The sequence below is a fragment of the Pseudoduganella chitinolytica genome (assembly GCF_029028125.1).
GTDB classification, from domain to species: domain Bacteria; phylum Pseudomonadota; class Gammaproteobacteria; order Burkholderiales; family Burkholderiaceae_D; genus Rugamonas; species Rugamonas chitinolytica.
In genome coordinates, this window is the sequence record NZ_CP119083.1 from 6,295,151 (window position 1) to 6,309,309 (window position 14,159).

12 protein-coding genes are annotated in these 14,159 nt (G+C 62.4%); all 12 read right to left on the bottom strand.

Annotated features, from left to right (window positions below):
* Positions 1–22: 22 nt before the first annotated feature.
* The 12 genes from dut to PX653_RS27875 all read right to left on the bottom strand — a co-directional run bounded on the left by dut (position 23) and on the right by PX653_RS27875 (position 14,104).
* On the bottom strand, positions 23–472 hold the full coding sequence (gene dut, locus PX653_RS27820; protein ID WP_277415863.1) for a dUTP diphosphatase: 450 nt from the start codon (positions 470–472) through the stop codon (positions 23–25).
* Positions 473–1,690: a bifunctional phosphopantothenoylcysteine decarboxylase/phosphopantothenate--cysteine ligase CoaBC gene (coaBC, locus tag PX653_RS27825; protein ID WP_277415864.1), complete on the bottom strand. Its 1,218-nt coding sequence runs from the start codon at positions 1,688–1,690 to the stop codon at positions 473–475. It lies immediately after the preceding gene.
* Between the two features lie 19 nt (positions 1,691–1,709).
* Entirely contained in the window at positions 1,710–2,216 is a 507-nt protein-coding gene (gene lspA, locus PX653_RS27830; protein WP_277415865.1) for a signal peptidase II, read from the bottom strand.
* Positions 2,217–2,366: 150 nt separating this feature from the next.
* Complete coding sequence (ileS, locus tag PX653_RS27835) at positions 2,367–5,237, bottom strand: isoleucine--tRNA ligase (RefSeq protein WP_277415866.1); 2,871 nt, start codon at positions 5,235–5,237, stop codon at positions 2,367–2,369.
* Positions 5,238–5,296: 59 nt separating this feature from the next.
* On the bottom strand, positions 5,297–6,289 hold the full coding sequence (locus PX653_RS27840) for a bifunctional riboflavin kinase/FAD synthetase (RefSeq protein ID WP_277415867.1): 993 nt from the start codon (positions 6,287–6,289) through the stop codon (positions 5,297–5,299).
* 319 nt (positions 6,290–6,608) lie between these two features.
* The gene (locus tag PX653_RS27845) at positions 6,609–7,754 is read right to left on the bottom strand and encodes a tetratricopeptide repeat protein (RefSeq protein WP_307730901.1); all 1,146 of its coding nucleotides are present in this window, start codon (positions 7,752–7,754) and stop codon (positions 6,609–6,611) included.
* 196 nt (positions 7,755–7,950) lie between these two features.
* Positions 7,951–8,385, bottom strand: coding sequence for an ExbD/TolR family protein (locus PX653_RS27850; protein WP_277415868.1), 435 nt, complete (start codon positions 8,383–8,385; stop codon positions 7,951–7,953).
* Between the two features lie 63 nt (positions 8,386–8,448).
* Positions 8,449–8,877 (bottom strand): ExbD/TolR family protein, encoded by a 429-nt coding sequence (locus PX653_RS27855; protein ID WP_277415869.1) that lies wholly within the window; start codon positions 8,875–8,877, stop codon positions 8,449–8,451.
* Positions 8,878–8,881: 4 nt separating this feature from the next.
* Entirely contained in the window at positions 8,882–9,817 is a 936-nt protein-coding gene (locus tag PX653_RS27860; protein WP_277415870.1) for a MotA/TolQ/ExbB proton channel family protein, read from the bottom strand.
* A gap of 81 nt (positions 9,818–9,898) precedes the next feature.
* Positions 9,899–10,558: an energy transducer TonB gene (locus PX653_RS27865; protein ID WP_277415871.1), complete on the bottom strand. Its 660-nt coding sequence runs from the start codon at positions 10,556–10,558 to the stop codon at positions 9,899–9,901.
* Positions 10,559–11,297: 739 nt separating this feature from the next.
* Complete coding sequence (locus tag PX653_RS27870) at positions 11,298–12,839, bottom strand: SpoVR family protein (RefSeq protein ID WP_371876393.1); 1,542 nt, start codon at positions 12,837–12,839, stop codon at positions 11,298–11,300.
* On the bottom strand, positions 12,836–14,104 hold the full coding sequence (locus tag PX653_RS27875; RefSeq protein WP_277415872.1) for a YeaH/YhbH family protein: 1,269 nt from the start codon (positions 14,102–14,104) through the stop codon (positions 12,836–12,838). Before PX653_RS27875 ends, PX653_RS27870 begins: the two co-directional genes overlap by 4 nt.
* Positions 14,105–14,159 lie beyond the last annotated feature (55 nt).

Consider the following 14,159-nt stretch of genomic DNA (forward strand, 5'->3'; position numbering starts at 1 on the left):
AATCCTTCCTTCGTCTCTGTTATTAGTGTTTTCCGGTGCTGCCGAAGCCGCCTTCGCCCCGTGCGCTGTCACCGAATTCCTCCACCACGTTGAAGCCCACTTGCAGCACGGGCACGACGATCAGCTGGGCGAGACGCTCCATCGGGTTCAGCGTAAAACTGCTCTGCCCCCGGTTCCACGTCGACACCATGAGCTGGCCCTGGTAGTCGGAATCGATCAAGCCTACCAGATTCCCAAGAACAATGCCGTTCTTGTGACCCATGCCGCTGCGCGGCAGGATCATGGCGGCATAGCCGGGGTCGCCGATATGGATCGCCAGGCCCGTCGGCACCAGCACGGTCTGGCCCGGTTCGATCGTGATGGGGGCGTCCAGGCACGCGCGCAGGTCGAGGCCGGCACTGCCGGGCGTTGCATAGGCCGGCAGCTGGTCCTGCATGCGCGGGTCGAGGATCTTGACGTCGATGGATTTCATTTATTGGAAAAGCGAATGCTTGTTGGTACGTTTGGAAATTTCGGAAATCAGCTGGCGCGCCAGCGTCAGCTTGTCGGCCCGCGGCAGGATCGTGTGGCCTTGCTCGTCGAACAGGATGATTGTGTTGTCGTCCGCGCCGAACGTGTGATGGCCGATATTGCCGACCAGCAGCGGAATGCCCTTGCGTGCGCGCTTGGCGGCCCCGAATTCCACCAGGTTTTCCGACTCGGCGGCAAAGCCCACGCAGTACGGATGCCCGGCCAGCGTGGTGCGCGCGGCGATGGTGGCCAGGATGTCCGGGTTTTCCTCGAACTCCAGTGCCGGCGCGGTGTCGCCCGTCTTCTTGACCTTTTGCGTGCTGGGGTTCTTCACGCGCCAGTCCGCCACGGCGGCAACGGCGATGAAGACGTGCTGGCCCTCGATGGCGGCGTTGACCGCCTCCATCATCTGGCGCGCGCTCTGCACGTCGATGCGGTGCACGCCGAACGGCGTGGGCAATGCGGTCGGGCCGGAGATCAGCGTGACGTCGGCGCCGGCCTCGCGAGCGGCGCGGGCGACGGCATAGCCCATCTTGCCGGACGACAGGTTGGTGATGCCCCGCACCGGGTCGATGGCCTCGAACGTGGGCCCCGCCGTGATCAGGATGCGCTTGCCGGCCATGAGCTTCGGCTGGAACGCGGCAATGATTTCGGCCAGCAACTGCTCGGGCTCCAGCATGCGGCCCATGCCCGTCTCGCCGCAGGCCTGCTCGCCGGCGGCAGGGCCGATAATGCAGATGCCGTCCTCGCGCAGCTGGTGGGCATTGCGCTGGGTGGCGGGATTGGTCCACATTTCCACGTTCATCGCGGGCGCCACCAGCAGCGGCACGTGGCGGGGGCGGGCCAGGCACATCGTCGACAGCAAGTCGTCGCAGACGCCGTGCGCCAGCTTATACATGAAGTCGGCGGAGCAGGGCGCGATGACGATGGCATCGGCGCCGCGGGTGACGTCGATGTGCGCCATGTTGTTGTCGACGCGCGGGTCCCACTGGCTCGAGTACACCGGCTTGCCGGACAGCGCCTGCATCGTCACGGCCGTGATGAAATGCAGCGCCGCATCCGTCATGACGACCTGGACGGCGGCGCCCTGCTTTGTCAGCGCGCGGCACAGTTCGGCCGCCTTGTAGCAGGCCACGCCCCCGGACAACCCGAGGACGATCTTCTTACCAGTCAGTTCCATGGTGGCTCCCGCGGACCAGTTATTTGTTAACGCGGCGCAGCTCGTCCAGGATGAACAGGGCGGCACCGATGCAGATGGCGCTGTCGGCAACATTAAAGGCCGGGAAATGGCCCAGGCCGCGCCAGTGGAAATCGAGGAAATCGATCACGTGGCCGTACATGATGCGGTCGATGACGTTGCCGACGGCACCGCCCAGGATCAGCGCCAGCGCCCAGCAGAACAGCCGCTGGCCCGCATGCTTGCGCAGCAGGTAGACGATGTACAGCGCGGCGCCGATGCCGATCGCCGTGAAGAAGTAGCGCTGCCAGCCGGACTCGTTGGACAGGAAGCTGAACGCGGCGCCGCGGTTGTACGCCAGCACCAGGTTGAAGAAGTTCGTGACGACCAGTTCCTCGCCGTACTTGAACAGCTTGGTGATCGTGATCTTCGTCAGCTGGTCGAGCAGGATGATGACGGCAGCAATGCCCAGCCATGGCGTCAGGCTGCCGGAAGGTTTGCTGGAGAATGTTTTTTTGCTTTTGGCCATGGAGGTTTCAGATGTATGTTGCCGAAATAAACGTCGCGGGGCCACCGGCGCATTGACAACCCAACAGCGTGAAGCCGGGGTCGGACCCGGCGGGTCCGACCCCAGTCGTTGGGCCCGGGTTTCGATGCAAGCCGGCGGCGCGCGGCCTCGTTAAGCGTATTTGCGCGGCTCGCCGGCGCCGAACAGGTTGCTGTGGCAGCGGCCGCACAGGGTCGGGTGGTCGGCGTGGCTGCCCACGTCGGCGCGGTAGTGCCAGCAGCGCTCGCACTTGGCGTCGTTCGAGGCGGCCACGTTGACGGCTTCGTCGGCCTCGGCCGCCACTTCGACGGCCTTGGCCAGCGACGTGATGAAGACGAATTTCAGGTCGTCTTCCAGGCTGGCCAGCAGGCGGTACTTGTCGCCGGACGCCTTGATCTCCAGCTCGGCCTGCAGCGACGAACCGATCGCACCGGAAGCGCGCAGGTCTTCCAGGCGCTTCGTCACGTCGGCACGCACGGCCAGGATGACGGCGTACTTCGCCAGCAGCGCTTCGCTGTCGGCAATCGCCGGCAGCTGCCACCAAGTCTGCGTGTAGATGGTTTCATCGGACGCCGCATACGCTTCGGTCCCGGCGAAGCTGGCCCACGCTTCCTCGGCCGTGAACGTCAGCACCGGCGCCAGCATGCGCAGCAGGCTTTGCGTGATGTGCCACAGCGCCGTCTGTGCCGAACGGCGTGCTTTCGAATCCACGGCCGTCGTGTACAGGCGGTCCTTCAGGATGTCCAGGTAGAAGCCGCCCAGGTCTTCCGAGCAGTAGTTCTGCAGTTTCGACACGACCGGGTGGAACTCGTAGTTCTCGTAGTGCTGCTCGACGGCCGACTGCAGCACGGCCAGGTTGGCCAGCGCGTAGCGGTCGGTTTCCAGCAATTCGTCGATGGCGACCGCGTTGGTCTTCGGATCGAAGTCGGACGTGTTGGCCAGCAGGAAGCGCAGCGTGTTGCGCAGGCGGCGGTACGACTCCGTCACGCGCTTCAGGATTTCTTCCGAGATCGACAGCTCGCCCGTGTAGTCGGTCGAGGCGATCCACAGGCGCAGGATGTCGGCGCCCAGGCTGTTCGAGATCTTGTCCGGTGCCAGCGTATTGCCCAGCGACTTGGACATCTTCTTGCCTTCGCCGTCGACCGTGAAGCCGTGCGTCAGCAGCGCCTTGTAGGGCGGCTGGCCGTTCAGCATCGACGACGTCAGCAGCGACGAGTGGAACCAGCCGCGGTGCTGGTCCGAGCCTTCCAGGTACAGGTCGGCCGGGAACGCGGACTGCTCCTGGTGCGAGCCGCGCAGCACCGTCTGGTGCGTCGTGCCGGAGTCGAACCAGACGTCCAGCGTGTCCTTGTTCTTCATGTAGATGGCGGCGTCCTCGCCCAGCAGTTCGGCCGGGTCCAGCGCCAGCCAGGCGTCGATGCCGCCCGCCTCGATGCGCCTGGCCACTTCTTCCAGCAGCTCCGGCGTGCGCGGATGCAGCTCGCCGGTTTCCTTGTGGATGAAGAATGCCATCGGCACGCCCCACTGGCGCTGGCGCGACAGCGTCCAGTCCGGACGGTTGGCGATCATGCCGTGCAGGCGCGCCTGGCCCCAGTCGGGGAAGAATTTCGTCGCGGCGATGCCTTCCAGCGCCGTTTCGCGCAGGGTCGGGCCGCCGTCGATCGGCTGCAGGTCCATGCCGGCAAACCATTGCGAGGTGGCGCGGTAGACGATCGGCGTCTTGTGGCGCCAGCAGTGCATGTAGCTGTGATCGAACATCTTCAGTTCGAACAGGGCGGCAGCTTCGCGCAGCGCTTCGCAGATCGGCTTCGATGCTTCCCAGATCGTCATGCCGCCGAACAGCGGCAGGCTCGGCACGTACTTGCCGTCGCCCATCACCGGCGTCAGGATCTCGTCGTCCTTCATGCCGTGCTTGCGGCAGGAGATGAAGTCGTCCAGGCCATAGGCCGGGGCGGAGTGGACGACGCCCGTGCCGCTCTCGGTCGTCACGTAGTCGGCCAGGTAGACGGGCGAGTAACGGTCGTAGAAGGCGTCGCGCGCGTGCAGCGGGTGCTTGAAGCGGATGTTCTCCAGCTTGGCGCCCGTCGTCGTCGCGACGACGCTGCCTTCGAGCTTGTAGCGCTGCAGGCAGGCCTCGACGAGGTCGGCGGCCACGATCAGCATGTCGCCGTCGCGGTTGGTCTGCACCAGCGCATACGTCACTTCCGGATGCACGTTCAGGGCCTGGTTGGACGGGATCGTCCACGGCGTCGTCGTCCAGATGACGATGAAGCCGCGCTCGCCCGGCAGCTTGTCCAGGCCGAAGGCCGCGGCCAGCTTGTCCTGTTCCGCGAACGGGAAGCCGACGTCGATCGCCGGATCGCGCTTGTCCTGGTATTCCACTTCCGCCTCGGCCAGCGCCGAGCCGCAGTCGAAGCACCAGTTGACGGGCTTCAGGCCGCGGTAGACGTAGCCCTTCTCCAAGAGCTTGCCCAGGGCGCGCAGCTCGTCGGCCTCGTTACCGTGGGCCATCGTCATGTACGGATTGTCCCATTCGCCCAGCACGCCCAGGCGGATGAAGCCGGCGCGTTGCTTGTCGATCTGCTCCAGCGCGTAGGCGCGCGCCTTGGTCAGCACCTCGGCCGTCGGCAGGTTCTTGCCGTACAGTTTTTCGATCTGGATCTCGATCGGCATGCCGTGGCAATCCCAGCCCGGGACGTACGGTGCGTCGAAGCCGGCCAGGGTGCGCGACTTGACGACGATGTCCTTCAGGATCTTGTTGACGGCATGGCCCAGGTGGATGTCGCCGTTGGCGTACGGCGGACCGTCATGCAGGATGAACTTCGGCCGGCCGGCGGCGGCCTTGCGGATGCGCTGGTAGATTTTCTTGTCCTGCCATTGCTTGACCCAGTTGGGTTCGCGCTTGGCCAGGTCGCCCCGCATGGGGAATGGCGTTTCGGTCATATTGACCGGGTACTTACTGGCCGGCTTGCTCTCGGCCTTCTTCGCTTTGTTGTCGGACATGTGGGTAGTTTCTCTGATACGTGTAGGGGAGTGACGGGGCAGCAGGGGGCTTGCGCCACTCAAATTCGGTCGGTGGCCGTGATGGCGCCGCTGCGCTCTTCGGCCAGTGCGCCGCGGGCGGCAAAGTAGGCACGGGCGGCGGCCGCGTCGGCGTCGATGGCCGCCGTCAGCGTGGGCAGGTCGACGAATTTCGCTTCATCGCGCAGTTTTTCCAGGAACTCGACCTTGACCTGCTTGCCGTAGCAGTGCCCGGCGAAGTCGAAGATGTGCACTTCCAGCAGCACGCGGCCGGCATCCTCCACCGTCGGGCGCACGCCCAGGCTGGCGACTGCCGGCAGCGGCGCGTCCGCCAGGCCATGCACCTGCACGATGAAGATGCCGCCCAGCGCCGGGCGGTGCGGCACGCGCAGGTTCAGGGTCGGGTAGCCGATCGTGCGACCCAGCTTGGCACCGTGGATGACGTGGCCGGAAATGGAATACGGGTGGCCCAGCAATTGCTCGGCCTGGGCAAAGTCGCCTTGGGACAGCGCCGTGCGCACGGCCGAGGACGAGATGCGGATGTCGCCGTTCATGACGGTGGGCAGGGCTTCCACGTGGAAGCCATGGCGCCGGCCCGCTTCCATCAGCATCGCGACGTTGCCGGCGCGCCGGGCGCCGTAGCAGAAGTCGTCGCCCACCATCAGCCACTTGACGTGCAGGCCGTCCACCAGCACGCGCTCGGTGAAGTCCTGCGGGGACAGCGAGGCGAACGAATCGCTGAAATGTTCGACGATGACGCGGTCGATGCCATTGGCTGCCAGCGAACCCAGCTTGTCGCGCAGGTTGGCGATGCGGGGCGGCGCCTTCGACAGGTCGCCTGCCTTGTGGGCAAAGAATTCACGGGGATGGGGCTCGAACGTCATCACGGCCGCTTCCAGGCCCAGGCTGCCGGCCGCCGTACGCACCCGCGCCAGCAGCGCCTGGTGGCCGCGATGGACACCGTCGAAGTTGCCGATGGTGAGTGCGCAAGGCGCACGCGCCGCTGCGTTGGGTAGTCCGCGAAAAACCTTCATGAGGATATCGAGCTCGATTTCTGTTGCCTGAACCAGCGATTATACGGAACGTTTGACCATTTCACATATGGAAATGCCGCAGCGCACCAGCCCGGGACGCCGGGGTCTGTCCCCCTCAGGGGACTGACCCTGAAGTTTCTGAGGTCCGCAACTAAACTTCGGGGTCAGTCCCTTGCAGGGACAGACCCCAAAAAAAAGCGCCACCTGCAGGACAGGCGGCGCTTTCGCTCGGACCGGAGCCGAATTTACATCGGGTTGTTGATGTACAGCGTCCAGTAACGGGCCAGTTCCGCTTCGCCGGCCGTACCCTTGACGTTCTTCAGGGCTGCCAGGGCAGGGCCTTCTTGCCAGCGTTGTACAGGCCGATACCGTAGTGCAGCTTCTGCTCTTCCGGACGACGTCCCGTACCCAGCTTCATTGCTTGTTCCATCAGCGGGATGCCCTTGTCGGCCTTGCCGCCGGACGTCAGGGCGTAGCCCATGTTGAACAGGCCGTCGGAATCCTTTTCCTTGATCAGGTTGGCTTCGTGGGTGGCCTGGTTCGCCGTCTGGTCGGCCAGCGTCTTGTTGGCCAGGTCCTTCAGGCGCTGGTGACGGGCCGCGTCGGTGCCGGTGCCCAGTGCGCCTTTCTTGTAGCCCTGGTCGATGATCTTGATGGCTTCAGGCGCGTTGCCGGCCTGCAGTGCCAGCTGGGCCATTTCCATGAACTCGGATGGCTTGCTCATCTGGCCCAGTGCCAGCTTCAGGCGCATCACGTCCAGGTTCAGGGTCGACGAGAAGCCCGGCTTGCCCTGCACGCGGTTCAGCAGGTCGGCCCAGTACGATGCCTTCGGATACTGGCCGGCCAGTTTTTCCAGCGTCTGCACGTAGCCGGCCTTGTCGTTCTGCTTCAGCTGGATATTGGCCAGCATCTGCAGGTTTTCTTCGCTCTGGCGGCCTTGCGACAATTCCTTCGCCGCTTCGGCGTAACGGCCGCTGATGAAGTAGGTCTGCGTCAGCAGCTGCTTCATCGTTGCGTTGTTCGGGTTGTCCTGCAGCGACTTCTGGATCCAGGTGATCGCCTTTGGGTAGTCCTTGGCGCGGTAGTACATGCCGGCCAGGCCTTCCGTGAACTTCGGCTTCTCGGACGCGGACAGGCGGCCCGAATTGATCAGCGTTTCAAAAGCGCGGATGGCGGTATCGTTGTCACCGGCACCGGCGGCGGCCGCGGCGCGCACGCGTTCGATCTGATATTTCTCGAAGTCGCTCTTGCCGCCGACTGCGTCGGCTTCCTTCAGTTTGGCCAGCGCTTCACGATTCTTGCCGGAGCTGGCGAGACGTTGCGCTTCCTGCAGCGGTTTGCCCACTTCGGCACGCACCGTGTCGGCGGCGTAGGCCGCTGGTACCAGGCCGACCATTGGCGCTGCTGCGGAGAAACCGAGGGCGGCCATTGCAAGGCCGAGATGAGCGAGACGGAACTTGGACATAGGCGAGATTTCTTTCAATAAAAAAACGAATAGGCAGGATAACCTGCCTATCGGGGAAAATAAAGAGACGCACTCCAGGAAGCTCCGCAGGACTACGCACGTTCCGTGCCAGGCTGGGTTGCACGCTGTCGATGCTGCCGGCAGCGTGCGCTTCAGGCCGCCACTGTCGTGCTGGCAGGGCGCTTCCTTGATCCCATTACTGGAACTGTTCGTTGCCGACCAGGCCGATCTTGGTGACACCCAGACGCTGGGCCGCAGCCATCACGCCTGCCACGGACTCGTAGTTGACCAGCTTGTTGGGACGCAGGTGCACTTCCGGCTGATCAGCCTGTGCCGCCACGTTCATCAGCTTCTGTTCCAGTTGAGCACGATCCGGAACCACGGCGCCATCCCACAGGATCGTGCCGTCGAAGTCCACGTCGATCTGAACGACCACCGGTTCTTTCGTCGGTGGCGGCGGGGTACCCACCGGCATGTTCAGGTTCACCGAGTGGTTCGCCTTAGGGATCGTAATAATCAACATAATGATCAGCACCAGCATCACGTCGATGAGCGGTGTCATGTTCATTTCCATCATTGGTTCCGGATCCGCATTGGGATTTGCGCTGCCCGAACCGACATTCATACTCATGGGTGTGTTCCTTTCGAAAGACTGCCCGGACCGCCGATTGGAGCAGGCGGCCGGGCAGGGGCCTTACATCTTGTCAGGCGGTTCGGTGATGAAACCGACCTTCTGGATGCCAGCGCGCTGGGTCGTGAAGATCACGCGGCCGATGGACTCGTACTTGGCTTCCTTGTCGCCACGTACGTGCACTTCGGGTTGCGGCAACTTCACTGCCTCGACCTTCAGAAAATCGAACAACTCATTCGTGTCCCGCATTTTCTTCTGATTCCAGTAGATGTCGCCATCTTTGTTAACCACGATGTTGACATTTTCCGGCTTCGTCTGGATCGCCTGGTTGACCTCTTCCGGCAGCGCAATCTTCTGCAGCTTGAGGACGACCGGGCTGGTGATCAGGAAGATGATCAGCAGAACCAACATGATGTCCACGAGGGGCGTCGTGTTGATCTCTGACATTACCTGGTCTTCGCCTCCGCTATCGGAGCCTACGGACATCGACATGGTATTAGCCTACTTTTTTGGCCGCGCGAGCAGCGGAGTCAGCGGTGGACATGGCGCCGGAGATCAGCACGGAGTGCACGTCGGCCGAGAACGAACGGACTTCTTCCATTGCCGACTTGTTACGACGCACCAGCCAGTTGTAGCCCAGAACGGCAGGAACTGCGACTGCCAGACCGAATGCCGTCATGATCAGTGCTTCACCGACCGGACCTGCAACCTTGTCGATCGACGCGTTACCGGTCATACCGATGTTGGTCAGTGCGCCGTAAATACCCCAGACGGTACCGAACAGACCGATGAACGGTGCGGTCGAGCCGACGGTTGCCAGGAACGACAGGCCGTCTTGCAGGCGCGATTGGACTTTGTCCACGGCGCGCTGGATCGACATCGTCACCCAGGTCGACAGGTCGATCTGCTCCAGCAGGGCGCCGTCGTGGTGGCCGGAAGCCTTGATGCCAGTTTCAGCGATGAAGCGGAATGGCGAGCCTTCAGCCAGCGTCGTGGCGCCAGCGGCGACCGACGAAGCTTTCCAGAACTTGGCGTGCACGTCCTTGGCTTGACGCATGATCTTCATCTGGTCCAGCAGCTTGGTGATGATGATGTACCAGGAGCCGATCGACATGATCGACATGATGACGATCGTGCCTTTCGCGACCCAGCCCGAGTGCCACACGGCCTTGATGCCGAATGGGTTCTCGACTTCTTCCTTGCCGGCTGCGTCGCCGTGGCCGGCTGCCGCGTCGGCTGCTGGAGCAGCTGCGTCGGCAGCTGGTGCTGCCGGAGCTGCCGCTGCGTCCGCTGCCGGAGCTGCCGCAGGTGCTTCAGCGGCTGCCGGGGCTGGCGCGTCGGCCAGGGCCGGTGCGCTCACCAGGGCGGATGCTGCGGTCACCGAGAACAGCACAGCGGCCAGTACAGCGGACAAACGGGTATTCTTAAACATGCTTCCTCCAAAATGATAAAAGATCAGTTCGCTGAACGTAACGCCAACGAAATTGCTAATTGAGACACTGTCTCGGTTGGTTTATTCCAGCGTCCAGACGTACTGCATACTCTGCCAGCCTTCTTGCGGCTTGCCGTCAACGGTGGCGGGCTTGAATTTGCATTTACTGATACCAGCTACCGCGGCCTTGTCCAGGTCACGGAAGCCACTGGACTTGAGAACCTTGGAGTCGGCGACGCGGCCGTCGACGCCAATCAGGAACTGCAGCGTCACCGTACCCGTTTCCTCGTTACGCAGCGAAGACTTCGGCCATTCCGGTTTCTGGCAGGTGCTGAAGTCGACCACTGCGGCGGTGCGTACTGCCTGTGCCGGAGGTGCTGGCGGTGCCGGTGGTGCTGGCGGTGCTGGCGGGGTCAACTGGTTCGTTGCCGGCTTCACGTTGGTCGCGTTCGCGATCACGTTCTGCGGTGGCGGTGGTTGCTGAACGTTCACTTCGACCGGAGGAATGAAGGGCGGTGGTGGCGCCTTCATTTCTGGCGGTGGAGGTGGCGGCGGCAGCTCTTTCGGTGGAGGAGGAGCAACCTCCTCGATGATCTTGGTTTCAACCGGCTCGACCATTTTACTGATCATCCGTTTGCCCAAGCCTGACACGATCCCGTATGCAGCCACAATGTGCAGGGCCACCACTATGACGATGCCGGTATAGTTCTTCTTGACCTTCCCGTTATCACTAAAATTCATGCCTGCTTTCTCCAATCCTACTCTACTTGAACCCCCAAAATGGCGACACAAAGCTACAGCCGCATCCGGGACGTCGGCGAATTATACATACGAATTCTTCATTTTACATAGAATTTTGATCTCCAAAATCCGGTTAAATTTCATGCCTTTAGCGCACTTCCGCGAAGCTTCGCCGCACCGTTCTGGCGCAGCTTCCAAGCCCGTCTGCGACACCTCCCGGCGCCAGCGTGGCGAGACATGCAATAGTTTTCTCAACCGCGTAAAAACAGAATATTCTGAGCCGTTTTACGGCTTCTCGTAACGTAAAATTCGGTCAACTGTGTTTCCCTCCAGTAACCGACTCGACCTCTTTGGCCGCCGGTCCAGTATATGCAAAAAGCGTGCGCATGGGTGTTCTGCTGATACTTTTTGATTAGCTTTGAAATTTCACTACATCTTTTGGTAGAGGTAGTGGCCTGACCGGAAGAGGAAATCTTGACATTCCGGTCAGGCCACGTGGCTCGGCGGGTCACTGAATGCCATAGTGGCACCTCGCCGGCTTATATCTGGAGGGGCGTGCGCCAGATTGGTGCAAGGGCGCGCAGGGGGCAGTCCAAAAAGTAATAAATCCGAGACCGGCACGACCAACTTTTCAGATTGGCGCGCCAAGTTCAGGCAGCGTGCATGGAAAAGGCACCCGGTTGCCGAGTCTGACTCGACCACCGGATGCCTGTTTTAGAAGCATCGAGGCGCTGCAGCCCTAGATGATCCGCCCCCGCTTCTCGCGCTTGCACTCCAGCGTGCTGATGAGCTTGCCTTCCGGCGATACCGTGTCCAGGTGGACATCGAAGCCCCACAGCCGCGCCACGTGCTTCAGCACCTCGTGCGCCTGCTGGTTCAGCGGACGGCGGTTGAACTGCGTATGGCGCAAGGTCAGCGCCCGGTCGTCGCGCGTGTTGACGGACCAGACCTGGATGTTCGGCTCGCGATTGCCCAGGTTGTACTGGTCGGCCAGCTGCTGGCGCACGTAGCGGTAGCCCATCTCGTCATGGATGGCCGAGACGTTGAGCTTCTCGTTCTTGTCGTCGTCCAGCACGGCAAAGAAGTGGAACTCGCGGATCAGCTTGGGCGACAGGTATTGGGCGATAAAGCTCTCGTCCTTGAAGTTGCGCATGGCGAAGTCCAGCGTCTTCTTCCAGTCGCTGCCGGCGATGTCCGGGAACCATTCGCGATCCTCTGCCGTCGGGTGCTCGCAGATGCGGCGGATGTCCGTCATCATCGCGAAGCCCAGCGCATACGGATTGATGCCGTTGTAATACTGGCTATGCACGGGCGGCTGGTAGACGACGTTCGTATGGCTCTTCAGGAACTCCATCATGAAGCCGTCGCCGACGACACCTTCGTCATACAGCTGGTTGAGGATCGTGTAGTGCCAGAAAGTCGCCCAGCCCTCGTTCATCACCTGCGTCTGGCGCTGCGGGTAGAAGTACTGGGAGATCTTGCGCACGATGCGCACCAGCTCGCGCTGCCAGGGCTCGAGCAGCGGCGCATACTTCTCGATGAAGTACAGCAGGTTCTCTTCCGGCTCGGGCGGGAAGCGGGTAGGGGCTTGCGCGACCGTCTCCTCTTCCTCGCGCCGCGGCAGCGTGCGCCACAGTTCGTTGACCTGGGACTGCAGGTAGGCCTCGCGCTCCTTCTGCCGTTGCTGCTCCTGCGCCAGCGACAGCTTGGCGGGGCGTTTGTAGCGGTCGACGCCGTAGTTCTGGATCGCATGGCACGAGTCCAGCAGCAGCTCGACGGCGTCGATGCCGTGGCGCTGCTCGCACTCGGCGATGTAATTCTTGGCAAACACCATGTAGTCGACGATGGCTTCCGCATCCGTCCACGTGCGGAACAGGTAGTTGCCCTTGAAGAAGGAGTTGTGGCCATACGCGGCGTGCGCGATGACCAGTGCCTGCATCGTCAGGCTGTTCTCTTCCATCAGGTAGGCGATGCACGGGTTCGAGTTGATGACGATCTCGTACGCCAGGCCCATCTGGCCGCGCTTGTAGCCCTTCTCGGTAGCGAGGAAGTGCTTGCCGAACGACCAGTGGTTATACGAGACGGGCATGCCGACGGACGTGTACGCATCCATCATCTGCTCGGCCGTGATGATCTCCAGCTGGTTGGGATAGGTGTCGAGCCCGAAGCCCTGCGCCACACGCTTGATTTCCTCGTGCGCCTGTTCGATCAGCTCGAACGTCCATTCCGACTGCTCCGGCAGCGCGCGCGGGTGGGGAGGTCGTTTCGTCATCTGGTTCATTTTGGCTGCTTCTTGAACAGTTCACGGAACACCGGATAGATATCGGCCGGCGTGACAATTTTCTGCATGGCGAAGTGCTGGTGGTGGTCCGGCACCTGGGCGTATTGCTCCCACAGGTTCTGCGGCGGCCCGTCCGTGATCTCCACGTATGTGTAGTACTGCACTTTCGGCATGATCGTGTTGGTCAGCAACTGGCGGCACAGCACCGAGTCGTTGTCCCAGTTGTCGCCGTCCGATGCCTGCGCCACGTAGCTGTTCCACGAGCCGGCGCCGTAGCGCTCGTCGATGATCTTGTTGAGCAGGTTCAGCGCCGACGACACGACCGTACCGCCCGACTCGCGCGAATGGAAGAACTCGTGCTCGTCCACTTCCGCCGCCGCCGTGTGGTGACGGATGAAGACGACGTCGATCTTGTCGTACACACGCTTGAGGAACAGGTACAGCAGGATGAAGAAGCGCTTGGCCGTGTCCTTGCGCTGCTCGTCCATCGAGCCCGACACGTCCATGATGCAGAACATCACGGCCTGTGTCATCGGCTTCGGCACCTTGATGCGGTTGCTGTAGCGCAGGTCGAACGGGTCGATGAAGGGGATCGCCAAAAGGCGCGTGTGCAGGTGATGGATCAGCTTTTTCAGTTCGACGACCTTGGGGTCGTCCAGCGGCGCGCCGTCCAGCAGCAGCGTTTCCAGTTCCTGCTCGGCCTCGGCCAGTTGCCGGCGCGACGGCCCGCCGACGGCGATACGCCGGCCCAGCGCGCCGCGCAACGAGCGCAGTACGTGGATGTTCGAGGGCGTGCCGGACACGGTGTAGCCGGCGCGCTGGGTCTTGAAGTCGGTGGTGGCGGTGAGCTGGGTCTTGACGAGGTTGGGCAGCTCCAGGTCTTCGAAGAAATAGTTCATGAACTCTTCGCGCGACAGCTCGAAGATGAAGTCGTCTTCCGTGGTCTGGTCGCTGTTGCCGGCCTTGCCGCGGCCGGCGCCGCCCCCGCCCTTGGGCCGGGCGATCTGGTCGCCCTTCTGGTATTCCTGGTTGCCGGGATTGACCACTTCCCATACGCCGCCATGGGCGTGGCCGAAGCTGGGCTCGTTCACGTCCTTGACAGGGATGGAAACTTTTTCGCCATTTTCGATGTCGGTGATCGAACGACCCTTGATGGCGCGCCCGACGGCGTCCTTGATCTGGCTCTTGTAGCGCCGCAAGAAACGCTCGCGATTGACCGCGGATTTATTCTTGCCTTGCAAACGACGGTCGATGAGGTAAGTCAAATGAAACCTCCTGCACAGCTGAGAATCCGGTGGTGCGGCCAGCGCGGCCCGGCCG